Source organism: Cupriavidus sp. FW216-B1 (assembly GCF_058789195.1).
In genome coordinates this window covers 10,276-36,988 of the sequence record NZ_JBYTEL010000009.1, presented here as the reverse complement: position 1 = coordinate 36,988, position 26,713 = coordinate 10,276, and the positions used below count along the sequence as shown (strand labels likewise).

Sequence of the window (26,713 nt, the reverse complement as noted above, 5' to 3'; positions counted from 1 at the left end):
TTCGGCGCAGAAAGCCACGGCATGCCTACCGGTTGGTGGCGGGTCATTCCTTGAGCAGCACGAGATGCTCGATCAGCCGCACCATCAGATCCTTCTGCGCGGGCAGGCTTTCGGCCACCAGCAGCGCGAGGGCGACCAGCGTATTGTCGTTGATGAGCAGATCGACCGATCGCGCCAGCAAGTGCTGGTTCAGGCGTAAATACCACAGGAACAGGAAAGCGCCGGTGCGCTTGTTGCCATCAGCCAGAGGATGGTTCTTGATGACGAAATACAGCAGGTGGGCTGCCCGGCTGGCCACGTTGGGATAGAACAGTTCTTCGCCGAAGCCTTGTTCGATGGTGGCGATGCTCGATGCCAGGCCGCCGCCGCGCACCTGGCCGAATAGCTCGGTGGCCTCGCCTTTGGCGATCAGCTCGGCGCGCAACCGGGCGATGGCAGCCAGCACCTCATTCAGCGCCAGCGCCCGCATCCCGTCTTGCCGGCCGGTCAGTTCGCCCAGGCTTTGCTCGTCGTAGCCTTGCAGCAGGCTCCAACTGCGGGCGTATTCCTGGATGACGCCCAGTACGGCCTGGCCGTCTCCCGTAACCAATTGCTGGTTGGCCAGCGTTCGCGACAGCAGATCGACCGCCTGCCCGAATTCGATGCCGCGTTCCTGCAAGCGGCGCTGGTTCAGGGTGTAGCCATCGACCAAATGCTGCTTGAGGGTGCGCGTGGCCCACTGGCGGAACTGCGTCGCGCGCGCCGAACTGACCCGGTAGCCGACCGAGATAACGACATCCAGGTTGTAATGTTTCAGGTGGCGACGCACCCGCCGCGCGCCCTCCTCCTGAACTACCGAGAATTCCTCGGTAGTTGCCGATTCGGCCAATTCCGCCTCGGCATAGACGTTTTTCAGATGCAGGCTGACGTTGTCGGTCGAGGTGTCGAACAGCGCCGCCATCTGCCGTTGCGTCAGCCATACCGTGTCCTCGTCCAGCGACACGTTCAACTGGATCTGGCCATCGGCGGACTGGTAGAGGGCGACTTGGGATTGCGGCATGAGGGACATCTTACCGTCTCCCCCGCGCGCCCGAGCCAGGTGGTGCGGTTGCGCCATCGCGTGCCATCCTCAATATTCAGAATGGTTGGGGGCAAGGAAACGTGGGATGTAGCGGGACGAGCGGACCGTCATGCGTGCGGTTCTCGTTCAAGTCCCTGAGGCACAAATGAAAATGCCCAGCGCAAGGGCTGGGCATCGAATCTCTGGTGGCCTGGGACGGAATCGAACCGCCGACACAAGGATTTTCAATCCTCTGCTCTACCGACTGAGCTACCGGGCCAAAGAAGCGAAATAATAGCAGCGCTTTTTGACCCGGTCAAGCGCCGCCGGCAAAATTCCTCACTGCTCCGCGGGCTCGGGTTTGTTGCGGCCCAGCTCCACGCCGAGCTGCTTGAGCTTGCGGTAGAGGTGGGTACGCTCGAGGCCGGTTTTCTCGGCCACGCGCGTCATGCTGCCGTGTTCGCGCACCAGGTGGTATTCGAAGTAGGCGCGCTCGAACAGGTCGCGCGCCTCGCGCAGCGGCATGTCGAACGAGAAGTGCATTTCGGCTTCGGGCAGGCGCTGCGGGCTGCCGTTGGCGGTCTCGGCGGCGGCTTCGGCGGCGGCCGGCGCGGCGGCCTCGCCGTTGCCCGCGGCCGGCAGCGCGGCGCCGGTCGCGGCGGCGCCCGCGCGCGGGCGCTCGATGCCGCGCGCCAGGCCCTGCTCGACCGCCGACAGCAGTTTTTGCAGGGCGATCGGTTTCTCGAGGAAATTGAGCGCGCCGATCTTGGTCGCTTCCACCGCGGTATCGATGGTGGCGTGCCCCGACATCATGATGACGGGCATGCAGAGCAGGCCTTGCGCCGACCATTCCTTGAGCAGCGTGACGCCGTCGGTATCGGGCATCCAGATGTCAAGCAGCACCAGGTCGGGCGTATTGCCGGCACGGTACTCGCGCGCCTTCTGCGCGTTTTCTGCCACTTCGACCACATGGCCTTCGTCGCTGAGGATTTCCGAGAGCAGCTCCCGGATACCCATTTCGTCGTCGACTACGAGGATGGTTGCCATACTTCCCCTCTTGACCCCACCGCGGCTCACCGGGTTCGGGGCCGCTACATTGTGACTATGCCAGTTTAACGAACAGGATGGAGATCTGCGCCCCGATGAGCTCGGTGCCCTCCATGCGATTGCGCAGTTCGATGCGGGCGCCGTGTTCGTCAATGATCTTCTTCACCATCGCGAGCCCCAGGCCGGTCCCCTTGGCCTTGGTGGTCACGTAGGGTTCGAACGCGCGGCTGAGGATGCGCGGGGCGAAACCGGGACCGTTATCCGCAATGGTGAGCTTGACGGCCTGCCGGTCTTCGCCGGCAGAATCTTTGTATTCTACAGTCTCGGTGTGCAGAGCGATACGGGGCGCCGGACGGGCCGCCGCGACGTTGTCCGCGACCGCATCCTGCGCATTCTGCAGCAGGTTGTGGATCACCTGGCGCAACTGCGTCGGGTCGCCCTTGATCTCGGGCAGGCCCGCCGCCAGCGACGGATGAATCACGGCATGCTCGTGCACGCCGGCGTCGTCGATGCCGTACAGATGCAGCACCTCGGCCACCAGCGCGTTGAGCTGCAGTGACTGCAACATCGCCGGCGGCGTGCGCGCGTAGTCGCGGAAGTCGTCGACCATGCGCTTCATCGCCGCTACCTGGTTAACGATCGTAGTGGCCCCGCGCTTTAGCACATCCGCGTCCGGACCCTCCAATTTAGGCGAGAGCTTCATCTGCAGGCGCTCGGCCGAGAGCTGGATCGGCGTGAGCGGGTTCTTGATCTCGTGCGCGAGGCGCCGCGCCACTTCGCCCCACGCCACCGAGCGTTGAGCCGAAATCACATCGGAGATGTCGTCGAACACCACCACGTAGCCGGGCTCGTCGCGCTCGCTGCGCTCGCCGCTGCCGCCGCCGGGCAGGCGCGCGCCGCGCACCAGCAGCGTGAGGGCCTGCTCTTCGTCGCTCTGCGGCAGCTCGATCTGCTTTTGCCAGTGCTGCGAGCCGCCCAGCATCTCGCTGGTGCTCTGCTCGGAAAAGGCCTGCCGCACGATGTCGCCGAAGGCGCCCAGCACCGGGATGGCCTCGATGGGCTGGCCCAGCGCGCCGCCGAACGGCTGGCGGAAGATGCGCTCGGCGCCGGGGTTGGCGGTGATGAGCACGAAGCGGCGGTCGAACACGAACACGCCGGCGGTGAGATTCTGCAGCACGCTTTCCAGGTAGGCGGTGGATTTCTCCAGCGCGCTGCGGTTCTGCTCCACCGCGATGCGCGCCTCGGACAGCTGGCGCGTCATCATGTTGAACTGCTGCGTGAGCATGCCGAGCTCGTCGCGGCTCTTGAGCTCGCGCTTGGGCGAGAGGTCGCCCTCGGCGACTTCCTTGGTTCCCTGCAGCAGCATCAGCAGCGGCCGCGCGAGCTGGCCGCCGAGCAGCAGCGCCAGCATCACGGCGATGAACACGGCGAGGAACAGCGTGAGCGTGAGCGTGCCGATGTACATCTTGCGCAGGCCGGTGCGGCCGAGCGCCTTTTCCTGGTACTCCTGGTACGCGCGCTGGACTTCGTCGGCATTGCGCGCGAGCGCCGCCGGCACCGGGTGCACGACCTGCAGGTAGCGCTCCTCGCGCACGCTTTCCCCGACCAGTCCGAAGCCGGACGAGGCGGCGTCCTCGGGGCGGCGCTCGATGGACAGGCCCGAGCCCGCCCAGCGGCTCACCGCGGCCGGCGGCGCCTTCGCCGCGGGCCGGCTGGCGCCGGCGGCGGCCTCGGCGCCGGGGGGATGCTGCGCGCTGTCCTGCGCGGCCGGCGCGGGGCCGAGCGGCACGATCACGCGCAGGCGGTACAGGTGGCTGACGTCGGTGCGCTCGGGCTGGCGGCCGTCGACGGCCGGGTCGGTGCCGCCTTCCACCGCCGCGTAGCCGCCCGCCAGCCGCGCCTGCTCGGCCAGCACGCCCGAGGGCAGGTCCGGCACCAGCGACGCGTAGTTGCTCGAGGCGGTGGCGATCACGCGCCCGCTGCCGGTGAAGATGGCGGCTTCCTGCACGCCGTACTGCTCGCGCAGGCGGTTGAGCTGCAGCGAGGTGGCCACGCTCGACGAACTGGTGAGCTGGTCGGCCATCAGGCGCGCCTTGCCCTGCAGGTCGGACAGCGCGCTGTCGATGGTGGAGCGGCCGAGGTTGAGGCCGGCCTCGAGCGCGGTCTCCACGCGCACGTCGAACCACGACTCGATGCTGCGCGAGACGAACTGCAGCGATACCAGGTAGATCAGCACGCCGGGCAGCACGCCGACCACGCCGAAGAACACGGCGAGCTTGGTCATCAGGCGCGTGCCGAACTTGCCGCGCCGGTAGCGCAGCCACAGGGTCAGCGCCAGCGCCCCGATGATCAGCACCAGCAGCACGCCGATCACCAGGTTGATCTTGAACAGCAGCGTGAAGTAGCGGTCGAAGAATTCCGTGTTGGCCGAGGCGCCGGCCAGCAGCGCCACCAGCACCAGCGCGAGGAACACGATGATGCCCGCCACCACGCGGTAGAGCACGCGCCGGAAGCGGCTGTCCCACAGGCTGGTGCTGGCGATCATGGCTGGCTCGCGGCCGGCTGCACCAGGGTGGTGGGCGAGAGCACGGTGGACACGGTCTGCGCGAACGGCACCGCGCGGGTCTCGCCGGCCACCGGCGCGGACGCGGCCGAGGCGGGCGCCGGCGCGGGCGGCGGCACCGGGACCGGCACCACCGGCACCACCGGTACAACAGGCGGCGCGGGTGGCGGCGATGGCGGGTACTCGGTCGGCACCGTGAAACTGAAGTGGCGCCACTCGGAGGCGAGGTTCCACTCGCGCGTGTTGACCGCGTTGATCTGGAACGGCTTGGGCAACTGCGTCAGGTCCAGGCGCATGCGCGCCTCGGCCTGGTAGGTCTCGCCGGCCTTGACCATGCCGCGGTCGAACACGCGCCAGCCGCGCACGCGCTGGATGAACTGCAGCGCGCCTTTCAGGCGCGTGAACGGCAGTTGCAGCCCGCCGGTGGATACGCGGTACTGGCGCGTGAGCGGATGGTAGGACAGCCGCACGCTGCGGCTGGCGTTGACGGGCTTTTCGTCGAACCAGTACCAGCGCGGGCGTGTGAGCTGGAAGTCGACCACGAAATAGAGCGAGATGCCTTTGTTGAGCGCATCCTCGAGCGGCGGCGGCAGGTCGAAGTCGAAGCTGGCGGCGAGGTCGAAGCCGCCGTCCTGGTATTCGATGCGGGCTTCCGTCACCTCGATGACGTCGGCGCGCGCGGTGCCCGGCAGCGCGGCCAGCGCCAGCAGCGCGGCCAGCGCGAACATGGCGGCGAGCCACCACGACGCGAGCCAGGCGCGCGCGCCGCGCGCACCATGCCGGGGACCGCCTGCCGCCAGGCATACGCACGCATTGTCGTCAGGGACGCGAAGGACGAACAAGCGAAGCGGATTCGGCATTGGCAGCGGTCGGGAGCGGTCAGGGTCGTTTCTGGAAGCGCGCGTAGAAGAAGCCATCGTGATCGGAGGGCAGATTGTCCCGGCTGGCACTCCCGCCGCCGGCCGCCTGCGCTCCATGCTCTCTACTGCCCGGCAGCATCTGGCCGGGCGCCTGCAATCGTATCGCATCTGGTAGCTGTGCACCAAACCAGCGCGCCTGCTCCTCGCCCTCCGTTGGGAAAATAGAACAGGTGACGTAGACCAGGATGCCGCCCGGCTTGAGCAGGTTCCAGAGCTGCGAAACGATGCGCCGCTGCTCCGTCACCAGGCGCGCGATGTCCACCTCGCGGCGCAGCCAGCGGATGTCCGGATGGCGGCGCACGATGCCCGAGGCCGAGCATGGCACGTCGGCCAGGATGCGGTCGAACGGCTGGCCGTCCCACCAGTCCTGCGGGCGGCTCGCGTCGCCCACCACCACCTTGGCCTGCTGGCCCAGGCGCGCGAGGTTCTCGTCGATGCGCGCGGCGCGCTGGGCATCGCTCTCGAGCGCGGTCACGTCGACGCGCGCCAGCTCCAGGATGTGGCCGGTCTTGCCGCCGGGCGCGGCGCACGCGTCGAGCACGCGCTGGCCGTCAGCCAGCTCCAGCAGCGGCGCGGCCAGCTGCGCGCCGGCGTCCTGTACCGAGACGTCGCCCTGGGCAAACCCGGGAATCTGCGACACCGGGAACGCGCGCACCAGCCGCACCGCCTGCGTGCCGATGGCCGTGCCCGCCATGCCGGCATTGGCCACGCGCGTGAGGTAGTCGGGCACCGGGACGCGTGCGGTGTTGACGCGCAGGGTCATCGGCGGGCGCACGTTGGCGCTTTCGGCCAGCGCGGCCCACTCGCCGGGATAGGCGTCGCGCAGCATCTTCAGCCACCACGCGGGCAGGTTCCAGCGCGCCTCGTCGTCGCGGCGCACGTCCTCGAGCAGCGCGCGGCGCTCGCGCAGGAAACGGCGCAGCACCGCATTGACCAGCCCGCGCGCGTGGGCGGTCTTCGGCTCGGACGCGGCGGCGCTGACGGCCTGGTCCACCACCGTGAACTCGGTATAGCCGCCCTCGCCCTGCTCGTCCTCGACCAGCAGCGCCAGCGCCACCGCCAGCAGCGAATCCACCTGCGCGCCGGGCGGGCGCGTCACCAGCTTCGTGACCAGCGCGCGCGCCGTGCCGAACTGGCGCATGGTGCGGTAGGCCAGGTCCTGCAGCGCGCCGCGCGTGGCGGCGTCGCGCACGCGGTCGAGGCGGAACTGCGCGGCGGCGTTGTCGATGGCCAGCGGCAGCGCGCTGCCTTCGTTGACGCCGCGCACGGCAGTCGCGGCGGCGAGCATCTGGAAGGCGAGGGATTCGTGTGGCAGGCGCATGACAGTGGGCAGTGAAGCGGTAAGGCGATGGCGCGGTGACGCGGTGGCGCGAAAAAAAGCAGGCAGCCGCGCCGCGGGCGCTGGCGGCGGGGCCAGCCAGGCCGGGCGGGGCCGGAAACGAACTGCCCGCCGTTTCCAGGGGAAGCACGGCGGGCAGTTTACCTTGTATGGCCGCGGCCGGCTTTTTTGCCGGCCGCCGGGTCAGATCGCCATCGGACGGAGCGGATGGATCGGACGGCTCCGATGCATCGCGCCGCTTCAAGCCGAATCAGGCCGCTTCAAGTCGGGTAGGTGCCGGTCTGCGCCATCTGCATCAGCCGCGCGATGCGTTCCTCGGTGGCCGGATGGGTCGAGAACAGGTTGGCGATGCCGCCGCCCGACAGCGGGTTCATGATCATCATCTGCGCCGTGGCGGGATGTTCCTCCGCGGTCTGGAACGGGATGCCCTGCGCGTAGCGGTGGATCTTGTCGAGCGCCATCGCCAGCGCCTGCGGGTCGCCGCTGATGGTGGCGCCGCCGCGGTCGGCCTCGAATTCGCGCGCGCGCGAGATCGCCATCTGGATCAGCGAGGCCGCCAGCGGCGCCAGGATCGCCACGGCGATGCTGGCGATCGGGTTGGCGCGGTTGCCGTTCTCGTCGCGCCCGCCGAAGAACATGGCGAAGTTGGCCAGCGCGGCGATGGCGCCGGCCATCGTGGCGGCGATGGTCGAGATCAGGATGTCGCGGTGCTGCACGTGGGCCAGCTCGTGCGCCATCACGCCGCGCAGCTCGCGCTCGGACAGCACGCGCAGGATGCCGGTGGTGGCCGCCACCGCGGCATGTTCCGGATTGCGGCCGGTGGCGAACGCGTTGGGCGCGTCCTCGTTGATCAGGTACACGCGCGGCATCGGCAGCTGGGCGCGCTGCGCCAGCTCCTGCACCATGCGGTAGAACTGCGGCGCGGTGCTGGCGTCGACCTCCTGCGCGTTGTACATGCGCAGGACCATCTTGTCCGAGAACCAGTATGAGAAGAAATTCATGCCCAGCGCCATGACCAGCGCGAACATCATGCCGCTGCGGCCACCGATCATGCCGCCGATGACGATGAACAGCGCCGTGATGGCGGCCATCAGCATGAAGGTCTTGACCCAGTTGAACATTGCCTTGGCTCCGAAGAAGTCAGTTCCGCAAGCGGTTCCGCGGCACGGTGCGGAAGGCCGGGCCGGCCATGTCCGGCAAACCCGGCATGGTGATCTTTAGATAGTATCCCGCGGCCGGAATTCAACCGCCCGCTGCCTGTTTTTCAGGCAGCGGGGCCAGCGCAGCATCAGCGCCGGGCGCGCGCCCGGCCCGGTGAAGGCGACGCCGACGAAGCGGTCCAGCCAGCACTTCAGACGCGGCGCCGAGACCACGCCGGCCACTCTGCGCGGCGCCCGACGATGCAGGCGGTATCCGGGGCCGGCGTCACATCGGGCAGGAACACCGCGCCGACGCATCGTGGCCTCCCGGCGGGAACGGAGGCGGGAACGGAAACGACGGCGCGCGCGAAACGACGGCGCGGCATGGACGGCATCGGCGGCATCATGCGCCGGCTTCGGGCAAGGCGCAGCGCGTGCCCGGCGGCAGCGGCATGCCCTGCAGGAACGCCTGGGCCGGCAGGCGGCGCCCGCCCGGCTTCTGCAGCTCGGTCACGCGCAGCGCGCCGTCGCCGCAGGCGATCACCACGCCGGCGGCATCGGCGGCCAGCACCGTGCCCGGCTCGTGGCCGGCATGATCGGTGGCCTGGCCCGGCAGCGCCTCGGCCTGCCAGCACTTGATGACGGTCGGGCCGACCTGCAGCGTGGCGCCCGGGAAGGGATTGAACGCGCGCACCTGCGCGGCCAGCGCGGTGGCCGCGCGGCGCAGGTCCAGCGGAGCTTCGTCCTTGCCGATCTTCTCGGCGTAGGTGACGCCCGCGGCCGGCTGCGGCGTGGCCGGCAGGCGCTCGCCCGCGGCCAGCCGGCGCAGCGCGTCCACCACCATGCGCCCGCCCAGCGCGGCCAGCGTGTCGTGCAGCGTGGCGGTGGTGTCGCGCGGGCCGATGGGCACCGCTGCGCGGGTCAGCATGGCGCCGGTATCCAGGCCTTCGTCCATCTGCATCAGCGTGATGCCGGTCTCGGCGTCGCCGGCCTCGATGGCGCGGTGGATCGGCGCCGCGCCGCGCCAGCGCGGCAGCAGCGAGCCGTGGATGTTGAGGCAGCCCAGGCGCGGCAGCGCCAGCACCTCGGCCGGCAGGATCAGGCCGTAGGCGGCCACCACCATCACGTCCGGCGCGATCCGCGCGAGCGTGTCGACGGCGGCGCCGGCTTCTTCCGGGTACTTGCCGTGGCGGCGCAGGGAGCGCGGCTGCAGCACCGGCGCGAGACCCTGCTCCAGCGCGTACTGCTTGACCGGGCCGGCCTGCAGTTGCAGGCCGCGCCCGGCCGGGCGGTCCGGCTGGCTGAGCACGGCCACCACCGGGAAGCCGGCCTCGTGGATGGCGGCCAGCGCCACGCGGGCGAACTCGGGCGTGCCGGCGAAGGCGACGCGCAGCGCCGCGCACGGGCTGGCGGGTTGGGACACGTCTGTCATGGAGCGCTCCGGCGTAAAGCGGCGCCGGCCGCATCAGCGGCCGGCGGGGGAATCATGGGGAAGGCAATACGATAGCAGAGCGGCACGCGGTGCCGGCGCTGCATGCGAGCTACATGCGCGCGCGCTCGCGCTTGTGCAGCTTGGACTTGATGCGCTGGATCTTGAGCGGCGACAGGTATTCCACGAACACCTTGCCCTTGAGGTGGTCCATCTCGTGCTGGATGCACACCGCCAGCAGCTCGTCCGCGTCCAGCTCGAAGGTCTCGCCCTTCTCGTTGAGCGCGCGCACGCGCACGCGGTCCGGGCGCTCCACGCGGTCGTAGACCTCGGGCACCGACAGGCAGCCCTCTTCCCACACCTTGCGGTTGTCGCTGGCCCAGACGATTTCCGGGTTGATGAACACGCGCAGCTCGTCGCGGGTCTCGGAGATGTCGATCACCACCACCTGCTCGTGCACGTTGACCTGGGTCGCGGCCAGGCCGATGCCGGGCGCTTCGTACATGGTCTCGGCCATGTCCTGCACCAGCTGGCGAATGCGGTCGTCCACCGCGGCAACCGGTTTTGCCACGATATGCAGGCGGGGATCGGGGTAGGTCAGGATGTCGAGTTTGGCCATGATGCTGGGGCGCAACGCCCACTGCTCACACATGTGGCCCGCGTTGCGGCGACGGGTGTTTACATGCAGAATCGGGGCGCAAGTACAAAAATTCAAGGCGCGCCGCAGCAGGCACGCTCTCCAGGGTCAATCCGGCTGTTCTGCCAGCCGGTTCGAGAAAATGCGCGATCTTACCAAAGAACACCAGGCGGCGCCCCGCCGCAGGCAGTACGCGTTTGCCCGTTGGATGTTGTGTGCGGCTGGCATCACTGCCGCCGCGGGCGCGGCGGCGCAGGCCACCGGGCGCGCGATCACTCCGGTCACGCCGGCCCAGCAGGCGCAGGCCCAGGCCACCGCGCAGCAGGGCATTCCCGCCGCCGACCTGGCCGCGGACGCGCCTTCCCAGTACGTGGTGCGCGGCGGCGACACGCTGTGGGGCATCTCCGGGCGCTTCCTGCGCCAGCCGTGGCGCTGGCCCGAGCTGTGGGGCATGAACCGGCAGCAGATCCGCAACCCGCACCTGATCTACCCGGGCCAGGTGCTGTACCTGATTCAGCGCGACGGCCGTGCCTGGCTCTCCACCACGCCCGCCGACGGCGACACGGTCCGCCTCACGCCCGCGGTGCGCGGCGAGGGCGGGCCCGACGGCGCCATCGCCAGCATTCCCGCCAAGGATATCGAGCCCTTCCTGATCCGCCCGCAGGTGGTGGACGAAGGCACGCTGGCCACCTCCGCGCGCATCATTGCCCTGCCCGAGCCGCGCGTCTACCTCGGCATGGGCGACACCGCCTACGTGCGCGGCATCTCCCCGCCCGAGGCCGTGGTCGGCAGCGACTGGCAGGCCTTCAAGCCGGTCAAGCCGATCCGCGACCCGGCCAGCGGCCGCGTGCTGGCGTTCGAGGCCGAATACCAGGGCAACGTGCGCGTGTCGCGCCCGCCCGAAGGCTTCGAGGCCGTCACCACGGTGCAGGTCACGCAGGCGCAGCAGGAAATGGGCACCGGCACGCTGCTGATGCCCCAGCCCGCGCGCGAGCCGGTGCGCTACATCCCGCACGCGCCCGACATGCTGGTCGACGGCCGCATCGCGGCGGTCTACGGCGGCGTGCAGTTCGGCGGCGCCAAGCAGGTGATCGTGCTCAACCTCGGCGGCGCCGCGGGCCTGGAGCCCGGCCACGTGGTGGCGCTGTCGCGCGCCGGACAGGTGGTGCGCGACGCCACCGACGGCAACCGCAAGGTCCAGCTGCCCGACGAGCGCTACGGGCTGGCCTTCGTGTTCCGGGTGTTTCCGGGCGTGGCCTACGCCCTGGTCACCGATGCCTCGAACTCGATCGAGGTGGGCGACCGCATCACGTCCCCGCGTTGACGGCACGCACGGCAGCGGGCGCGGCCTCGACGGCGGCGGCCACCACGGCGGACGCCGCCGAGATCGCGGCCTGGCTGCGGCTCACGCGCGTCCCCGGCCTCGGCAAGGCCGCCGTGCGGCAGTTGCTGGCCGCGTTCGGGCTGCCGCAGCAGCTGTTCGCGCTCGATGCCGCCACCCTGTCGCGGGTCGTGCCCGCCCGCCATGTCCGCGCGCTGCTGGCGCCGCCGGACGCCGCCACGCTGGCGCTGGCCGGGCGCACCGCGGCATGGGCGGCCGAACCCGGCAACCACGTGCTCACGCTGGCCGACGCGGCCTACCCGCGCGCGCTGCTCGACCTGGCCGATCCGCCCCCGCTGCTGTACGTCAAGGGCCGGCTCGACCTGCTGGCCCGCGCCGCCGTGGCGATGGTGGGCGCGCGCAACGCCACCGTGCAGGGCGCGGAGGACGCGCGGCGCTTCGCCGGCGCGCTGTCGGGGGCCGGGCTGGCGGTGGTGTCGGGCCTGGCGCTGGGCATCGACGGCGCCGCCCATGACGGCGCGCTGGCCGGCCCGGGCGGCACCGTGGCGGTGATCGGCACCGGCGTCGACGTGGTCTATCCCGCGCGCCACCGCGCGCTGGCGCACCGCATCGCCGGCGCCGGCGCCATCGTCAGCGAATTCCCGCTCGGCACCGCGCCGCGCAGCCAGCATTTCCCGCAGCGCAACCGCATCATCGCGGCGCTGGCGCGCGGCGTGCTGGTGGTGGAGGCGGCGGCGCGCTCGGGCTCGCTGATCACCGCGCGGCTGGCCGCCGAGCTCGGCCGCGAGGTCTACGCCATGCCCGGCTCGATCCACGCGCCGCTGTCCAAGGGCTGCCACCTGCTGATCCGGCAGGGCGCCAAGCTGGTGGAGACCGCGCAGGACGTGCTGGAGGAGCTCGGCATGGCCGCCCGCGGCGCGGCGCTCACCCACGGCCCGGTCGCGTTCGACACCCTGTGCGCGCGCGCCGCGCTGCCGCCCGAGCAGGTGGCGGCCGCGCTGCTGGCGCTGGAACTGGAGGGGGCGGCGGAGCGCCTGCCCGGCAATGTCTACCGGCGGCTGGGCTGAGCGTGGCGCACGCTTTTTCCGCCGACCGCTACAATCAAGCGATTCCCGTGCCTGAAAAGGCTCATGTTTAGGCTGCCATGACCGTTTACTTTCCGGAGCACAATGCGGGCGAGCTCGCCCAGGCGCTGGCAGCGCGTGCGCAGGGCCGCCTGGTGGCCTGCCTGTGCGCTGCCTGGTGCGGCACCTGCCGGGACTACCTGGAGGCGCTGCAGGCGCTGGCGGCGCGTTTCCCGGACGACTGCTTCGTCTGGATCGACATCGAGACCCATGCCGACCGGCTGGGCGACCTCGACATCGAGAATTTCCCGACCGTGCTGGTGCAGCCGGCGGCCGGCGGCGCGCCGCAGTTCTACGGCACGCTGCTGCCGCACATCGAGGTGCTCGAGCGTATGCTGGCGCGTGGCGCGGCCATGACGCTGCCGGCGGGCGCCGAAATCCCGGACGTGCTGGCATGGCTGCGGGGCGGGGGCGGCACCGTTTGAAGGCGCCGGCGGCGGTGGCCGGCTTGCACCGCCGTCGGAACCGCGCTTATTATTGGCGCCTCAAAGCCCCCGGCTCGCTGTTTACATATAGTGCAGAGCCTTCAGTGGCAACAATTCGCAGGCTCGCCGACGAGCGGCCAGCAAGGACCGATCCATGTCAAAAGCCCTCATCATCGCGGAAAAGCCATCGGTTGCGGCCGATATAGCCCGTGCCCTCGGGGGCTTTACCAAGCATGACGAATACTTCGAGAGTGACGATTACGTGCTTTCGTCGGCCGTCGGCCACCTGGTGGAAATCGCCGCCCCGGACGAATACGAGGTCAAGCGCGGCAAGTGGAGCTTCGCCAACCTGCCGGTGATCCCGCCGCACTTCGACCTGCGCCCGATCGCCAAGACCGAGTCCCGGCTCAAGGTGCTCAACCGCCTGATCAAGCGCAAGGACGTCACCGCGCTGGTCAACGCCTGCGACGCGGGGCGCGAGGGCGAGCTGATCTTCCGCCTGATCCAGCAGCAGGCCAAGGCCCGCCAGCCGGTGCAGCGCCTGTGGCTGCAGTCGATGACGCCGCAGGCCATCCGCGACGGCTTCGCCCGCCTGCGCGACGACGCCGACATGCTGCCGCTGGCCGACGCCGCGCGCTGCCGCTCGGAGGCCGACTGGCTGGTCGGCATCAACGGCACGCGCGCCATGACCGCCTTCAACAGCAAGGGCGGCGGCTTCTTCCTGACCACCGTGGGCCGCGTGCAGACGCCGACGCTGTCGATCGTGGTGGAGCGCGAGGAGAAGATCAAGAAGTTCGTGCCGCGCGACTACTGGGAAGTGCGCGCCGAGTTCATCGCCGCCGCGGGCCTGTACGAAGGCCGCTGGTTCGATCCCAAGTTCAAGAAGAACGAGTTCGATCCCGAGGCGCGCGACTCGCGCCTGTGGAGCGAGGCCGAGGCCAAGAGTATCGTCGCGGCCTGCCGCGACAAGACCGGCACCGTCACCGAGGAATCCAAGCCCTCCACGCAGCAGTCGCCGGCGCTGTTCGACCTGACCACGCTGCAGCGCGAGGCCAACTCGCGCTTCGGCTTCTCGGCCAAGAACACGCTCGGCCTGGCGCAGGCGCTGTACGAGAAGCACAAGGTGCTGACCTATCCGCGTACCGACGCGCGCGCGCTGCCCGAGGACTACATGGACACGGTCAAGCAGACCATGGACATGCTCGCCGAGAGCTCGCCGAACTACCTGCCGCACGCCAAGAAGGTGCTGGCCAGCGGCTGGATCAAGCCTAACAAGAAGATCTTCGACAACAGCAAGATCAGCGACCACTTCGCCATCATCCCCACGCTGCAGGCGCCGAAGAACCTGTCGGAGCCCGAGCAGAAGCTGTACGACCTGGTGGTGCGCCGCTTCCTGGCGGTGTTCTTCCCGGCGGCCGAGTTCCTGGTCACGACGCGCGTGACCGAGGTCGCCGGCCATCACTTCAAGACCGAAGGCAAGGTGCTGGTCAACCCGGGCTGGCTGGTGGTCTACGGGCGCGAAGCCCAGGGCGCCGAGGCCAACCTGGTGGCGGTGGCCAAGGACGAGCGCGTCAAGGTCGACAAGGTCGACAGCGTCGGCCTGACCACCAAGCCGCCCGCGCGCTACAACGAAGCCACGCTGCTGTCCGCGATGGAAGGCGCCGGCAAGCTGGTGGACGACGACGCGCTGCGCGAGGCGATGGCCGGCAAGGGCCTGGGCACGCCGGCCACGCGCGCGGCCATCATCGAAGGCCTGCTGGCCGAAAAATACCTGGTGCGCGAAGGCCGCGAGCTGATCCCGACCGCCAAGGCCTTCCAGCTCATGACGCTGCTGCGCGGCCTGGGCGTGCAGGAACTCACGCAGGCCGAGCTGACCGGCGAGTGGGAGCACAAGCTGTCGCAGATCGAGCGCGGCGGCCTCAAGCGCGACGAGTTCATGCGCGAGATCGCGCAGATGACCCAGCAGATCGTCAAGCGCGCCAAGGAATACGACAGCGACACCATCCCGGGCGACTACGCCACGCTGCACACGCCGTGCCCGCAGTGCGGCAGCAAGGTCAAGGAGAACTACCGCCGCTTTGCCTGCACCGCGTGCGACTTCTCGATCAGCAAGATCCCGGGCGGGCGCCAGTTCGAGATCGACGAGGTGGAAGAGCTGCTGCTCAAGAAGGAGATCGGTCCGCTGCAGGGTTTCCGCAGCAAGATGGGCCGCCCGTTCGCCGCCATCCTCAAGCTGTCCAAGGACGACGAAGGCCACTACAAGATGGAGTTCGACTTCGGACAGAACGACGACGACAACGACGGCGAGCCGATCGACTTCAGCGGCCAGGAATCGGTCGGCGCCTGTCCCAAGTGCGCCGGCGCGGTGTACGAGCACGGCATGAAGTACGTGTGCGAGAACGCCGTGGCCAGCCCGAAGACCTGCGATTTCACCACCGGCAAGATCATCCTGCAGCAGGAGATCTCGCGCGAGCAGATCGGCAAGCTGCTCGGCGCCGGCCGCACCGACCTGCTGACCGGCTTCAAGTCCTCGCGCACCGGGCGCAACTTCAAGGCCTTCCTGGTCAAGCAGCCGGACGGCAAGATCGGCTTCGAGTTCGAGGCGCGCGAGCCCAAGGCCGGGGCCAAGCCGGCCGCCAAGGGCGCCGCCGCGAAGAGCGCGGCCGCGCGCGCCGGCGACGACGAGGCGCAGGCCGCGGAGAAGACCGCCAAGCCGGCCGCCAAGGTGCCGGCCAAGAAGGCGCCCGCCGCCAAGAAGGCCGCCGCCAAGGCGCCGGCGGCCAAGCGCGCCACCGGCAAGTCGCGTGCCGGCGACGAGGCTACGGCCGACGCCGAGGAGTAAGCGCGCCGGCGGCAGGCTGACCGGCGACAGGCGGACCAGGCGGCGCGGCGGCGCGCCGCCCGCCCGGGTCCGCCTTCACGCCGGCGCCAGCCCTGTTGTCGGTCCTTGTCGTCAGCCCTAGCCCTGTTCCTTGCTGCGCTCGATGCCCTCCTCGAGCAGGAAATCGATGAACGCGCGCACCTTGGTCGGCAGGAACTTGCGGCTCGGGTAGACCACGCTGATGTCGCGCCGCGGCAACTGGTACTGCGGCAGGATGTGGGTCAGCCGCCCCGATTCGATATTGGGCCGCGCCAGGTACGACGACAGCATCGCCACGCCCATGTCGGCCAGCGCCGCCTGGTGCGCCAGCTCGGCGTTGCTGCACAGCAGGCCGGGCCGGATCGGCACCGTCACCTCGCCCTCCGGGCCCGACAGCGTCCACTCGTGCTCCACCGTGGGAATCCGCATCGCGATGCAGCGGTGGTTGGTCAGCTCGTGCGCGTGGCGCAGCGGCGGGTGCTGGCGCAGGTAGGCCGGCGACGCGCACAGGATGATCTCCGCCGACAGCATCGGCCGCGCCACCAGGTGCGAGCCCAGTCCCAGGTCCGACAGCACCACGCCCACGTCGCGGCCCTCTTCCACGATGTCGACGATGCGGTCCGAGAGCTGCACGTCGAACACCACCTCCGGGTACATGGTCTGGAAACGCATCATCGCCGCGGGCAGCAGGTGCAGGCCGAACATCACCGGCGTCACCAGCCGCAGCGTGCCGGACAGCGACTGGCTGCGCGCCGTCACCACCGACTCGGCTTCTTCCACGTCCTCGAGGATCTGCTGGCAGCGCTGGAGATAGGTCTCGCCGGCATCGGTCAGCGACAGGCTGCGCGTGGTGCGGTTGAGCAGCCGCGTGCCCAGGTGGCTTTCCAGGTCGGCCACGTAGCGCGTCACCACCGCATTGGACATTTCCAGTTGCTGCGCTGCACGAGCAAAACTGCCCAGCTCGACCACTTTGGAAAAGACGCGCATCGATTGCAGCCGGTCCATGAGATAGTCTCCAGTCTTGCCCGCGAACTCTTACGGATAGTGGGATATTTATTGTGAAAACTAGAACTAATCATTGCCCGCAACGATATTTATTCATATGAGGGAAATGCCTAATATCGAGTCATTGGATGCCGCATTGCAGCGAAGCTGCTGAAAGAGGCTTTGGCGTCCTGCCTGTGGAAAGGAATCGTCATGAAAACCCAACGCTACGCCCTGCTTGCTGCCGCCGCCGCGCTTGCCGCCGCTCTCTCGGCCGCCCCCGCCTTTGCCAAGAGCGGCAAGTTCGATACGTTCACCGACGGCGCCAAGGCCGGCAAGTTCGACAGCTTTACCGACGGCGCCCGCGTCGGCAAGGTCGATCCGTTCACCGATGGCGCCAAGCTCGGCAAGTTCGACCCGTTCACCGACGGTGCCAAGGCCGGCAAGTTCGACAGCTTCACCGACGGCATCTGAGGCTGGTTGCCCGCCGGCGGTGCCGCGTCTGGCGGCATCCGCGGCGGTTGTCGTTCCCGGCTGGTCTCCACAGGCCGGCGGGGTTGGCGCGCAGCAGCGCGCCGGCCCCGCCTCTCTCGCCTCTCCCGTAAACATGCCCGTACCGCGCCGGTACGGGCATGTTTGCTTTCGGGTTCCGCAATGGCCGCCGCGCCGCCTCCAAGTGATGAATGATAGCCTTCGCGCGGTCGCCTGCCGGCGGTTTTTTCCGCGCCCGGCATCGGACGCTTCCGCACCATGATCACGCCATGAAAAAACGGGCCCCATCGGGGCCCGTTTTTCGTCCTGTCGCCGCCGCGCCGCCGCTCAGTCGTGGTGATGGCGCTTGTTGTGCTTGCGCTTGTAGCCGCCGCGGCCGCGCTCGTCGTCGTAGGAGTTGCTGCGCGACACGTTGCCGCCCAGCGCCGCGCCGGCGCCGCCGCCCACGGCCGCGCCCAGCAGGCCGCCGGTGCGCCCGCCCATCGCGTTGCCGGCCGCGGTGCCGGCGCCGCCGCCCAGCGCGCCGCCGATGATGGCGCCGGTGCGCTCGCGGCGGTTGGAGGTGACCGCGCCGCCGGCGCCGCCGCCGACCGCGCCGCCGATCACCGCGCCGGTCGAGCCGCCGACCGCGCCGCCCACGGCCGCGCCGGCCACGCCGCCGAGCGCGCCGCCGAGGGCATTGTTCATATCGCCCGCGAATACCGGCAGCGCGGATGCCGCCAGGGCGATGGCCAGGGTGAAATGACGAACGGTGTGCCGAGACATGTTCTTCTTCCTTGAGTTGATCGTTTTCTTGACCGGTTCCGGTCTGCTTTGCCGCAAGTGTAGAGAGGTCGCCCCGCGCTTGCTGTAACCACGTGTAAGGCCCTGTAACCGCTGCAGAAAGGCAAAAGGGCCGCCTCGCGGCGGCCCTCCTCAGGCATCACTTCGGCCGGCCCGCACCGCCCGCCCCGGCGGGCACGATGCGGCGCTTCAGCAGCACTTCAGCAGCACTTGCCCTGCCCCCCGCCGTAGCGCGCTTCCTGGCGCTCGCGGAAGAATTCCTCGTAGCTCATGGGCGCGCGGTCCGGGTGGATGCTTTCCATGTGCGCCACATAGGTCTGGTAGTCCGGCAGCCCCACCATCAGGCGCAGCGACTGGCCCAGGTAGCGGCCCACGGTGCCGAGTTGTTCGAGCATGGCGATTCTCCTTTGCGGTGCGCGGGCGGTGCCGGCGTACTCAGTGCTGCGCCGAGGCGGAAGCCGGCAGCGGCTCGAACGGCGTCTCGCGGTCGGTCGGGCGGCTCGCGGCGCGCGCAGCCAGCGCGGTCTTGAAGCCGTAGAACACGATCGACAGCACCACGAACATGAACAGCGCGCACAGCCCGGCGTCGAGGTAGTCGTTGAACACGATGCGGTGCATCTGCTCCATCGACTTGGCCGGCGCCAGCACCTTGCCCGCGGCGATGGCGTCGCTGAACTTGCCGGCGTGGGTCAGGAAGCTGACCTTGGGATCGGCGTCGAACAGCTTCTGCCAGCCGGCGGTCAGCGTGCAGATCAGCAGCCACACGGTCGGCACCAGCGTGACCCAGGCGTACTGGCCGCGCTTCATCTTGACCAGCACGCAGGTGCCCAGCACCAGCGCCACCGCGGCCAGCATCTGGTTGGAGATGCCGAACAGCGGCCACAGCGTGTTGATGCCGCCGAGCGGATCGACCACGCCCTGGTACAGGAAGTAGCCCCACGCCGCCACGCACAGCGCGGTGGCGATCAGGTTGGCCGGCAGCGAGTCGGTGCGGCGGAAGGCCGGCACGAAGCTGCCCAGCAGGTCCTGCAGCATGAAGCGCCCGGCGCGCGTGCCGGCGTCCACCGCGGTCAGGATGAACAGCGCCTCGAACAGGATGGCGAAGTGATACCAGAAGGCCATCATGGCCTGGCCGCCCACCACCTGGTGCAGGATGTGGGCGATGCCCACGGCCAGCGTGGGCGCGCCGCCGGCGCGCGAGATGATGGAGTTCTCGCCGACGTCCTTGGCGGTCTGGATCAGCACGTCCGGCGTGATGACGAAGCCCCAGCTCGACACCACCGACGCCACCGCTTCCGGCGAGGTGCCGATCACGGCCGCCGGGCTGTTCATGGCGAAGTACACGCCCGGCTCGATCACCGAGGCGGCCACCAGCGCCATGATGGCGACGAAGGACTCGGCCAGCATCGCGCCGTAGCCGATGAAGCGCATGTGCGACTCGTTCTCCAGCAGCTTGGGCGTGGTGCCCGAGGAGATCAGCGCGTGGAAGCCCGACACCGAGCCGCAGGCGATGGTGATGAACAGGAACGGGAACAGGTTGCCCGACCACACCGGCCCGCCGCCCTGCGCGAACTGCGTGAACGCCGGCATCTTCAGCTCCGGCGCCACGATCAGGATGCCGATGGCCAGCGCGATGATGGTGCCGATCTTGAGGAAGGTCGAGAGGTAGTCGCGCGGCGCCAGCAGCAGCCACACCGGCAGCACCGCGGCGATGAAGCCGTAGACGATCAGCATCCACGTCAGCGCCTTGCCGTCGTAGGTGAACAGCGGCGCGAGCACGGCGCTTTCATGCACGTACTGGCCGCCGATGATGGCCAGCATCAGCAGCACGAAGCCGATCACCGACACCTCGCCGATGCGGCCCGGGCGGATGTAGCGCGTGTACAGGCCCATGAAGACGGCGATGGGAATCGTCACGCCCACGGTGAAGGTGCCCCACGGCGAGCCCGCCAGCGCCTTCACCACGATCAGCGCCAGCACCGCCAGGATGATGATCATGATCATGAAGCAGCCGAACAGCGCGATCATGCCGGGCACCGTGCCCATCTCGGACTTGATCAGGTCGCCCAGCGAGCGGCCGTCGCGGCGCGTGGAGATGAACAGCACCATGAAGTCCTGCACCGCGCCGGCGAACACCACGCCGGCCAGGATCCACAGCATGCCGGGCATGTAGCCCATCTGCGCGGCCAGCACCGGGCCGACCAGCGGGCCGGCGCCGGCGATGGCGGCGAAATGGTGGCCGAACAGCACCGCCTTGTTGGTCGGCACGTAGTCCAGGCCGTCGTTGTGGCGCCAGGCCGGCGTCATGCGCCGCGGGTCGAGCTGCATGACCTTGTCGGCGATGAACTTGCTGTAGTAGCGGTAGGCGATCAGGTAGATGCAGATCGCGGCGACCACGATCCACAGGGCACTGACGGCTTCGCCGCGAGACAGTGCAACGGTGGCGAAGGCGAAGGCGCCGAGCACGGCGACGGCCAGCCACACCAGGTGTTGCCCGATGCGATTCATGATGAGGGTCTCCTCAGACCATTTGTAGGAATGCCGGCGGCGGCAGGCCCGGCATGCATGGCGCGGCTGAGGCGTCCGGGTGGACGGCACGCCGGGGACGGCGGGCTGACGATGGATGGCGCGGTTGTCTCCTGCCAGGTTTTTCGTCGGCGCCCGGCAAGTCTCGCAAGCTCCGGATCTGGTCGTCGCAGGCGGGCGATGCCGCCGGCAGATCCTCCGATCGCCCGCCGCACCCGCTGCGCAGGACGCATGCGTGGGGGCTGGGGGCAGCCGTCGCGCGTCCGGCGTGTAGTATTGACACCCGTTACTGGCGGCACAAGCGCGGAACTACGCAGCGGGGCTGCGTGGTACTACGCAGATCCACGGCCGGATGCCGCTTGCGCGGCATCCGTGTTTACCCCGGTACATGGCCGCGAGGCCGTCCAGGCACCTCCCAAGCATTGCCCCGGCACCGATGAAACTCCGTCAGAAGATCCTCCTGCTGGCCGTCGCGCCGCTGGCCGTCGCCATGTTCGGCATCGCGCTGGCGGTGCGCTACCAGGCCACCGAGCTGGCCCGCCACGAGCGCGCGCTGGTCGAGGCCGCCTACCTGCAGAGCAAGGAAACCGAGCTGCGCCACTACGTCGAGCTGGCGCAGAGCGCGATCGCGCCGATGGTGCGCTCGGGCCGCAACGACGCCGTCACGCGCGACGCCGCCATGCAGGCGCTGGCGCGCCTGGACTACGGCCCCGACGGCTATTTCTTCCTCTACGACATGCAGGGCCGCAACCTGATGCACCCGCGCCAGCCCGAGCTGGTCGGGCAGGACCTGTGGAGCCTGCGCGACCCCAAGGGCGAGCCCACCATCCAGCAGCTGATCGCCGCCGCGCGCGCCGGCGGCGGCTCGGTGCGCTACATGTGGAAGAAGCCGTCCTCGCAGCAGATGGCGCCCAAGCTCGGCTACGTGGTCGGGGTGCCGCAGTGGAACTGGATGCTCGGCACCGGCATCTACCTGGATGACGTCGAGCGCACGCTGCGCCAGCTCGACGCGCGCGCCGAGACCGACATCCGCGAAACGATGGCGTGGATCGGCGTGATCGCCGGCATCAGCATCCTGCTGGTGGCCGCCAGCGGGCTGGCCCTCAACGTGAGCGAGCACCGCGAGGCCGACGCCAAGCTGCGCCAGCTCGCGCAGCGCGTGGTGCAGTCGCAGGAAGACGAGCGCGCGCGGCTGTCGCGCGAGCTGCACGACGGCATCAGCCAGCTGCTGGTGTCGGTCAAGCTGCTGCTGGAAACCGCCGCCAACCGCCTGCGGCTGGCGCCCGGCGACGGCGCCACCGTGGCGCCCGTGCTCGGCACGGCGCTCGGGCGCCTGGACACCGTGTTCAACGAAGTGCGGCGCGTGGCGCGCAACCTGCGCCCGGCCCTGCTCGACGACCTCGGCCTCTATGCCGCGCTGGAGCACCTCGCGCGCGAGATGCAGGACGGCAGCGGCCTGCGCATTGCCGTCACGCGCACCGGCAAGCCGCGCGAGCTGCCCGACGAGCAGGCCACCGCGCTGTTCCGCATCGCCCAGGAAGCGCTGACCAATGTGGAGCGCCATGCGCACGCGCGCCACGTGGCGCTGGCGCTGGACTTCGACGCCGACGCCACTCGCCTCACGGTGCAGGACGACGGCGCTGGCTTCGACGTGGCGCGCATGCAGCACGACCCCAAGCGCGGCATCGGCCTGCGCAACCTCGGCGAGCGCGTGGCCGCGCTGGGCGGGGAGTTCGAGATCGAGTCCCGCGCGGGCGCCACCCGTTTGCGCGCCGCCGTGCCGGTGGTACGCTCGGCCCCGCCACCCCGGGACGTACCAGGAAAGACCGCATCATGAGCCAAGCCCCCGCCCGCATCCTGCTGATCGACGATCACGCGCTGGTGCGCGACGGCATGCGCATGCGGCTCGGCCTGCAGCCCGAGCTGACCGTGGTCGGCGAGGCCGACGACGGCGAGGCCGCGCTGGCCTGGCTGGCGCAGGCCGGACCCGAGCAGATGCCCGAACTGGTCATCACCGACATCGGCATGCGCGGCATGGGCGGCATCGCGCTGGCCGCCGCGCTGCACGACGACTACCCGGAAATCGCCGTGCTGATGGTGTCGATGCACGACAACCTCGAATACGTGCGCCAGGCCATCCGCGCCGGCGCGCGCGGCTACGTGCTCAAGGACGCGCCGGCCGACGAGCTGATGGCGGCCATCGGCGCGGTGCTGGCCGGGCGCGTCTTCTACAGCGCCCGCATCGCCCGCCGCATGGCCGAGGAGTCGCCGTCCGCCGGGCCGCTCGACGCGCTCACGCCGCGCGAGCGCGACATCCTCAACTGCATCGGCCGCGGGCAGGCCAACAAGGACATCGCCGCCGCGCTCGGCGTGTCGGTGCGCACCATCGAGACGCACCGCCTGAACCTGCGCCGCAAGCTCGGCATCGAAGGCCGCGCCGAGCTGGTCAAGTACGCGGTGGAGCAGCTCGACGCCGGCGGCGGCAACCCGGCGTAGACGACCGGCGCGGTGCCGGCCGCCGGCTCATGTTGCCGTTTGCGTCGCTCAGGCCGCGAGGCGCTTGGCCAGCGCCTCCTTGGCCTCGATCAGCGCCTGCGGCAGGTGGTGCCGCAGTTGCGTGAACAGCGCGTCGTGCAGCGCCAGCTCCTGCTGCCACGCGGCATGGTCGATCGACGTGACCTGCTCGAACTGCGCCTCGCTGAAGGCGAGGCCGTTCCAGTTCAGGTCGCCGTAGCGCGGCGAGGTGCCGAACACGTGCTCGGCGCCCTGGCCGCGCCCTTCCACGCGGTCGATCATCCACGACAGCACGCGCATGTTCTCGCCGAAGCCCGGCCACACGAAGTTGCCGTCGGCGTCCTTGCGGAACCAGTTCACGCAGTAGATCTTCGGCAGGCGGGCGCCGGCGGCCTCGAGCTTCTTGCCCAGCGCCAGCCAGTGGCCGAAGTAGTCGCTCATGTTGTAGCCGCAGAACGGCAGCATGGCGAACGGGTCGCGGCGCACCACGCCCTGCTGGCCGGCGGCCGCGGCGGTGGTTTCCGAGCCCATCGTGGCGGCCATGTAGACGCCCTCGGTCCAGTTGCGCGCCTCGGTCACGAGCGGCACCGTGGTCGAGCGGCGGCCGCCGAAGATGAAGGCGTCGATGGCCACGCCGGCGGGGTTGTCCCAGTTCTCGTCGATCGACGGGCACTGCACGGCCGGCGCGGTGAAGCGCGCGTTCGGGTGCGCCGCCTTGGCGCCGGTGGCCCTGGCGATCTCCGGGGTCCAGTCCTTGCCCTGCCAGTCGATCAGGTGAGCCGGCGCTTCCTTGCTCATGCCTTCCCACCACACGTCGCCGTCGTCGGTCAGCGCCACGTTGGTGAAGATGACGTTTTCCTTGAGCGTCGCCATCGCGTTGTAGTTGGTCTTCTCGCTCGTGCCCGGGGCCACGCCGAAGTAGCCGGCTTCCGGGTTGATGGCGTACAGGCGGCCGTCCTGGCCCGGCTTGATCCAGGCGATGTCGTCGCCGATGGTGGTGACCTTCCAGCCCTCGAAGCCCTTGGGCGGGATCAGCATGGCGAAGTTGGTCTTGCCGCAGGCCGACGGGAACGCCGCCGCGACGTGGTACTTCTTGCCCTCGGGCGAGGTCACGCCGAGGATCAGCATGTGCTCGGCCAGCCAGCCTTCGTCGCGGCCCATCGTCGAGGCGATCCGCAGCGCGAAGCACTTCTTGCCCAGCAGCGCGTTGCCGCCGTAGCCCGAGCCATAGGACCAGATCTCGCGCGTTTCCGGGAAATGGACGATGTACTTGGTGGCGTTGCAGGGCCACGGCACGTCCTTCTCGCCGGCGGCCAGCGGCTTGCCCACGCTGTGCACGCACGGCACGAACGCGCCGTCGGCGCCGAGCACGTCGTACACGGCGCGGCCCATGCGGGTCATGATGCGCATGTTGGCGACCACGTAGGGCGAATCAGACAGCTCCACGCCGATGTGGGCGATCGGCGAGCCCAGCGGGCCCATCGAGAACGGCACCACGTACAGCGTGCGCCCGCGCATGCAGCCGTCGAACAGGCCGCCCAGCGTCTGGCGCATCTCGGCCGGGGCGGTCCAGTTGTTGGTGGCGCCGGCGTCTTCCTGCTTCTGCGAGCAGATGAAGGTGCGGTCCTCCACGCGCGCCACGTCCGACGGGTCGGACAGCGCCAGGAAGGAATTCTTGCGCCTGGCGGGGTTCAGGCGCTTCATGGTGCCGGCGGCGACCATCTGCTCGCACAGGCGGTCGTATTCCTCCTGCGAGCCGTCGCACCAGTGGATGTGGTCGGGTTTGGTCAGCGCGGCGATCTCGGCGACCCAGGCGATCAGCTTCTGGTGCCGGATCCAGGCCGGGACGTTGAGTGCGGGCGTGCCCTGCATGGTGGGGTGGTTCATACAGCTTGCTCCAAGGCAAAAAAGAATTCTTTGCAAAGCCCGGGCCCCGCCTGCGCGCCTTCCGCGTCTCTCGCGCCTTCCGCGCCTTCCGCGCTCCTCGCGCTCTTTGCGGCGCCCTCTGTGTCTTCCGCGTTCCTCGCGCCTTCCATGCCACATGGCCGGCGGCAGCCCATGCAGGGCAGACCGCCGCGTCCGGGCGCGGGTTCCGCGCCGCGGCGGCATTGCCGGCATCGGCGGCGCGCCGGCACCCGTCACATCCCGTTACAACTCCACGGCCGTCCGGGCCGCGGAAAAGGCCGCGAAAGGTCGCGGCAGGCCCCGCGGCTGCGCTACAGTTGCGCTTTGCCCGCGGCAGGCTTTGTCCGGCGGGGTCCGGAAGGCGGGGGCAGGGCTCGACCGGCAATCCGCACACTGCATCGGAGCCGGCAAGGATACCATTGCACCGCGCTGCTGTTTTTTGCTCCGCAGCAATGCCGGCGCCTTGCCGCGGCGCGCCGCCGGACTGTCCGGCAGCGCACATTTGCCGCTCGCCAAAGTGGCTGCGCCGTACGCCGGGGCGGCTGCGGCGGCGCGCCGCAGGTGCTAAAACCATACCGTGGATGCGCGCGCCGGTCTGTGGGCGCGCGCACCTTAGCCATTGCCAAAATAGAGTTGCCGATGAAGATTGCCGTACTCGACGATTACCAGGATGCGGTTCGCAAGCTGTCCTGCTTCAGCCTGCTCGACGGGCATGACGTCAAGGTGTTCAACAACACCGTCAAGGGCGTCGGCCAGCTCGCGGCGCGGCTGTCGGACGTGGAGGCCGTGGTGCTGATCCGCGAGCGCTCGCGCATCACCCGCCAGCTGCTGGAGAAGCTGCCCAAGCTCAAGATCATCAGCCAGACCGGGCGCGCCGGCGGGCACATCGACATCGAGGCGTGCACCGAGCGCGGCGTGGCGGTGCTCGAAGGCGCCGGCTCGCCGGTGGCGCCGGCCGAGCTCACCTGGGCGCTGATCATGGCGGCCCAGCGCCGCATTCCCCAGTACGTGGCCAGCCTCAAGCACGGCGCCTGGCAGCAGTCCGGGCTCAAGTCCACCACCATGCCGCCCAACTTCGGCCTGGGCCAGGTGCTGCGCGGGCAGACCCTGGGCATCTGGGGCTACGGCAAGATCGGCAAGCTGCTGGCCGGCTACGGCCGCGCGTTCGGCATGAACGTGCTGGTGTGGGGCCGCGAGAACTCGCAGAAAAGCGCGCGCGAGGATGGCCTGGCCGTCGCCGGGTCGCAGGAGCAACTGTTCGCCGACAGCGACGTGCTGTCGCTGCACCTGCGCCTGAACGACGAGACCCGCGGGCTGGTCAAGCTGGCCGATCTGACCCGCATGAAGCCGACCGCGCTGTTCGTCAACACCAGCCGCGCCGAGCTGGTCGAGGAAAACGCCCTGCTGACCGCGCTCAACCGCGGCCGCCCCGGCATGGCGGCGGTCGACGTGTTCGAGTCCGAGCCGATCCTGCAGGGCCACGCGCTGCTGCGCATGGAAAACTGCATCTGCACGCCGCACCTGGGCTACGTGGAGCGCGAGAGCTACGAGCTGTATTTCCGCATCGCCTTCCAGAACATCCTCGACGTGGTGGCCGGCCAGCACGACAGCATCGCCAACCCCAAGACACTCAAGCACGCGCTGT

General features: G+C 69.6%; 20 protein-coding genes, 1 tRNA gene and 1 pseudogene. 8 read left to right on the top strand and 14 right to left on the bottom strand.

Annotation, left to right across the window (positions count from 1 at the left end; genetic code table 11):
• Nucleotides 1–43: 43 nt before the first annotated feature.
• From AC3WXD_RS19500 to def, 9 genes are all read right to left on the bottom strand, one after another.
• Entirely contained in the window at nucleotides 44–1,048 is a 1,005-nt protein-coding gene (locus AC3WXD_RS19500) for a virulence RhuM family protein/type II toxin-antitoxin system death-on-curing family toxin (protein WP_231586387.1), read from the bottom strand.
• Between the two features lie 195 nt (nucleotides 1,049–1,243).
• A tRNA-Phe gene (locus AC3WXD_RS19495) sits at nucleotides 1,244–1,319 on the bottom strand.
• A 59-nt stretch (nucleotides 1,320–1,378) separates the two neighbouring features.
• Complete coding sequence (locus AC3WXD_RS19490) at nucleotides 1,379–2,086, bottom strand: response regulator (protein WP_059410940.1); 708 nt, start codon at nucleotides 2,084–2,086, stop codon at nucleotides 1,379–1,381.
• Nucleotides 2,087–2,141: 55 nt separating this feature from the next.
• Entirely contained in the window at nucleotides 2,142–4,631 is a 2,490-nt protein-coding gene (locus AC3WXD_RS19485; RefSeq protein WP_492324481.1) for a sensor histidine kinase, read from the bottom strand.
• Nucleotides 4,628–5,377 carry a DUF4390 domain-containing protein gene (locus AC3WXD_RS19480; RefSeq protein ID WP_492324480.1) on the bottom strand — a complete coding sequence of 250 codons (750 nt, stop codon included), beginning with the start codon at nucleotides 5,375–5,377 and terminating at the stop codon, nucleotides 4,628–4,630. Before AC3WXD_RS19480 ends, AC3WXD_RS19485 begins: the two co-directional genes overlap by 4 nt.
• 151 nt (nucleotides 5,378–5,528) lie before the next feature.
• Nucleotides 5,529–6,890: a 16S rRNA (cytosine(967)-C(5))-methyltransferase RsmB gene (rsmB, locus tag AC3WXD_RS19475; RefSeq protein WP_059410943.1), complete on the bottom strand. Its 1,362-nt coding sequence runs from the start codon at nucleotides 6,888–6,890 to the stop codon at nucleotides 5,529–5,531.
• 278 nt (nucleotides 6,891–7,168) lie between these two features.
• Nucleotides 7,169–8,029, bottom strand: a complete 861-nt coding sequence (gene htpX / locus AC3WXD_RS19470; RefSeq protein ID WP_454732398.1) for a zinc metalloprotease HtpX — start codon at nucleotides 8,027–8,029, stop codon at nucleotides 7,169–7,171.
• A gap of 421 nt (nucleotides 8,030–8,450) precedes the next feature.
• A complete protein-coding gene (fmt, locus tag AC3WXD_RS19465; protein ID WP_492324479.1) occupies nucleotides 8,451–9,479 on the bottom strand; it encodes a methionyl-tRNA formyltransferase in 1,029 nt (342 codons plus the stop codon).
• 109 nt (nucleotides 9,480–9,588) lie between these two features.
• Nucleotides 9,589–10,095, bottom strand: coding sequence for a peptide deformylase (gene def / locus AC3WXD_RS19460; protein ID WP_029044370.1), 507 nt, complete (start codon nucleotides 10,093–10,095; stop codon nucleotides 9,589–9,591).
• A 160-nt stretch (nucleotides 10,096–10,255) separates the two neighbouring features.
• On the opposite strand from def, the gene AC3WXD_RS19455 reads away from it, so the two are divergent.
• The 4 genes from AC3WXD_RS19455 to AC3WXD_RS19440 all read left to right on the top strand — a co-directional run bounded on the left by AC3WXD_RS19455 (nucleotide 10,256) and on the right by AC3WXD_RS19440 (nucleotide 15,846).
• The gene (locus AC3WXD_RS19455; RefSeq protein WP_492324478.1) at nucleotides 10,256–11,437 is read left to right on the top strand and encodes a LysM peptidoglycan-binding domain-containing protein; all 1,182 of its coding nucleotides are present in this window, start codon (nucleotides 10,256–10,258) and stop codon (nucleotides 11,435–11,437) included.
• Nucleotides 11,434–12,522 carry a DNA-processing protein DprA gene (dprA, locus tag AC3WXD_RS19450; RefSeq protein ID WP_492324477.1) on the top strand — a complete coding sequence of 363 codons (1,089 nt, stop codon included), beginning with the start codon at nucleotides 11,434–11,436 and terminating at the stop codon, nucleotides 12,520–12,522. Before AC3WXD_RS19455 ends, dprA begins: the two co-directional genes overlap by 4 nt.
• A 77-nt stretch (nucleotides 12,523–12,599) precedes the next feature.
• Nucleotides 12,600–13,004, top strand: a complete 405-nt coding sequence (locus AC3WXD_RS19445; RefSeq protein ID WP_020206584.1) for a thioredoxin family protein — start codon at nucleotides 12,600–12,602, stop codon at nucleotides 13,002–13,004.
• Nucleotides 13,005–13,158: 154 nt separating this feature from the next.
• Nucleotides 13,159–15,846: a DNA topoisomerase III gene (locus tag AC3WXD_RS19440; RefSeq protein ID WP_059410946.1), complete on the top strand. Its 2,688-nt coding sequence runs from the start codon at nucleotides 13,159–13,161 to the stop codon at nucleotides 15,844–15,846.
• Nucleotides 15,847–15,963: 117 nt separating this feature from the next.
• On the opposite strand, the gene AC3WXD_RS19435 is transcribed toward AC3WXD_RS19440, so the two are convergent.
• Nucleotides 15,964–16,869, bottom strand: coding sequence for a LysR family transcriptional regulator (locus AC3WXD_RS19435; RefSeq protein ID WP_454732401.1), 906 nt, complete (start codon nucleotides 16,867–16,869; stop codon nucleotides 15,964–15,966).
• Nucleotides 16,870–17,061: 192 nt separating this feature from the next.
• Here AC3WXD_RS19435 and AC3WXD_RS19430 point away from each other — a divergent pair, with 192 nt between their 5' ends.
• Nucleotides 17,062–17,322, top strand: coding sequence for a hypothetical protein (locus AC3WXD_RS19430; RefSeq protein WP_020206581.1), 261 nt, complete (start codon nucleotides 17,062–17,064; stop codon nucleotides 17,320–17,322).
• A gap of 345 nt (nucleotides 17,323–17,667) precedes the next feature.
• Here the strand turns inward: AC3WXD_RS19430 and AC3WXD_RS19425 are convergent, their stop codons facing one another.
• From AC3WXD_RS19425 to AC3WXD_RS19415, 3 genes are all read right to left on the bottom strand, one after another.
• On the bottom strand, nucleotides 17,668–18,105 hold the full coding sequence (locus AC3WXD_RS19425; protein ID WP_059410947.1) for a hypothetical protein: 438 nt from the start codon (nucleotides 18,103–18,105) through the stop codon (nucleotides 17,668–17,670).
• A gap of 218 nt (nucleotides 18,106–18,323) precedes the next feature.
• Complete coding sequence (locus tag AC3WXD_RS19420) at nucleotides 18,324–18,518, bottom strand: YbdD/YjiX family protein (RefSeq protein ID WP_020206270.1); 195 nt, start codon at nucleotides 18,516–18,518, stop codon at nucleotides 18,324–18,326.
• Nucleotides 18,519–18,558: 40 nt separating this feature from the next.
• Nucleotides 18,559–20,631, bottom strand: coding sequence for a carbon starvation CstA family protein (locus AC3WXD_RS19415; RefSeq protein WP_020206271.1), 2,073 nt, complete (start codon nucleotides 20,629–20,631; stop codon nucleotides 18,559–18,561).
• 454 nt (nucleotides 20,632–21,085) lie between these two features.
• Between AC3WXD_RS19415 and AC3WXD_RS19410 the strand changes: the two genes are divergently transcribed.
• Together AC3WXD_RS19410 and AC3WXD_RS19405 are read left to right on the top strand one after the other, a co-directional pair.
• Entirely contained in the window at nucleotides 21,086–22,486 is a 1,401-nt protein-coding gene (locus AC3WXD_RS19410; RefSeq protein ID WP_492324476.1) for a cache domain-containing protein, read from the top strand.
• The gene (locus AC3WXD_RS19405) at nucleotides 22,483–23,145 is read left to right on the top strand and encodes a response regulator (RefSeq protein WP_020206273.1); all 663 of its coding nucleotides are present in this window, start codon (nucleotides 22,483–22,485) and stop codon (nucleotides 23,143–23,145) included. Before AC3WXD_RS19410 ends, AC3WXD_RS19405 begins: the two co-directional genes overlap by 4 nt.
• 48 nt (nucleotides 23,146–23,193) lie before the next feature.
• Here AC3WXD_RS19405 and AC3WXD_RS19400 read toward each other — a convergent pair whose 3' ends face one another.
• A complete protein-coding gene (locus AC3WXD_RS19400) occupies nucleotides 23,194–25,050 on the bottom strand; it encodes a phosphoenolpyruvate carboxykinase (GTP) (protein WP_492324475.1) in 1,857 nt (618 codons plus the stop codon).
• 657 nt (nucleotides 25,051–25,707) lie between these two features.
• Here AC3WXD_RS19400 and AC3WXD_RS19395 point away from each other — a divergent pair.
• Nucleotides 25,708–26,713: pseudogene (locus AC3WXD_RS19395) on the top strand (D-2-hydroxyacid dehydrogenase family protein); the annotation flags it as partial.

What these genes read in the sequence shown, in the direction of transcription:
- AC3WXD_RS19500 (WP_231586387.1), bottom strand. Translation starts at nt 1,048, where the DNA reads ATGTCCCTCATGCCGCAATCCCAAGTCGCCCTCTACCAGTCCGCCGAT.
- AC3WXD_RS19490 (WP_059410940.1), bottom strand. Translation starts at nt 2,086, where the DNA reads ATGGCAACCATCCTCGTAGTCGACGACGAAATGGGTATCCGGGAGCTG.
- AC3WXD_RS19485 (WP_492324481.1), bottom strand. Translation starts at nt 4,631, where the DNA reads ATGATCGCCAGCACCAGCCTGTGGGACAGCCGCTTCCGGCGCGTGCTC.
- AC3WXD_RS19480 (WP_492324480.1), bottom strand. Translation starts at nt 5,377, where the DNA reads ATGTTCGCGCTGGCCGCGCTGCTGGCGCTGGCCGCGCTGCCGGGCACC.
- rsmB (WP_059410943.1), bottom strand. Translation starts at nt 6,890, where the DNA reads ATGCGCCTGCCACACGAATCCCTCGCCTTCCAGATGCTCGCCGCCGCG.
- htpX (WP_454732398.1), bottom strand. Translation starts at nt 8,029, where the DNA reads ATGTTCAACTGGGTCAAGACCTTCATGCTGATGGCCGCCATCACGGCG.
- fmt (WP_492324479.1), bottom strand. Translation starts at nt 9,479, where the DNA reads ATGACAGACGTGTCCCAACCCGCCAGCCCGTGCGCGGCGCTGCGCGTC.
- def (WP_029044370.1), bottom strand. Translation starts at nt 10,095, where the DNA reads ATGGCCAAACTCGACATCCTGACCTACCCCGATCCCCGCCTGCATATC.
- AC3WXD_RS19455 (WP_492324478.1), top strand. Translation starts at nt 10,256, where the DNA reads ATGCGCGATCTTACCAAAGAACACCAGGCGGCGCCCCGCCGCAGGCAG.
- AC3WXD_RS19445 (WP_020206584.1), top strand. Translation starts at nt 12,600, where the DNA reads ATGACCGTTTACTTTCCGGAGCACAATGCGGGCGAGCTCGCCCAGGCG.
- AC3WXD_RS19440 (WP_059410946.1), top strand. Translation starts at nt 13,159, where the DNA reads ATGTCAAAAGCCCTCATCATCGCGGAAAAGCCATCGGTTGCGGCCGAT.
- AC3WXD_RS19435 (WP_454732401.1), bottom strand. Translation starts at nt 16,869, where the DNA reads ATGGACCGGCTGCAATCGATGCGCGTCTTTTCCAAAGTGGTCGAGCTG.
- AC3WXD_RS19430 (WP_020206581.1), top strand. Translation starts at nt 17,062, where the DNA reads ATGAAAACCCAACGCTACGCCCTGCTTGCTGCCGCCGCCGCGCTTGCC.
- AC3WXD_RS19425 (WP_059410947.1), bottom strand. Translation starts at nt 18,105, where the DNA reads ATGTCTCGGCACACCGTTCGTCATTTCACCCTGGCCATCGCCCTGGCG.
- AC3WXD_RS19420 (WP_020206270.1), bottom strand. Translation starts at nt 18,518, where the DNA reads ATGCTCGAACAACTCGGCACCGTGGGCCGCTACCTGGGCCAGTCGCTG.
- AC3WXD_RS19415 (WP_020206271.1), bottom strand. Translation starts at nt 20,631, where the DNA reads ATGAATCGCATCGGGCAACACCTGGTGTGGCTGGCCGTCGCCGTGCTC.
- AC3WXD_RS19410 (WP_492324476.1), top strand. Translation starts at nt 21,086, where the DNA reads ATGAAACTCCGTCAGAAGATCCTCCTGCTGGCCGTCGCGCCGCTGGCC.
- AC3WXD_RS19405 (WP_020206273.1), top strand. Translation starts at nt 22,483, where the DNA reads ATGAGCCAAGCCCCCGCCCGCATCCTGCTGATCGACGATCACGCGCTG.
- AC3WXD_RS19400 (WP_492324475.1), bottom strand. Translation starts at nt 25,050, where the DNA reads ATGAACCACCCCACCATGCAGGGCACGCCCGCACTCAACGTCCCGGCC.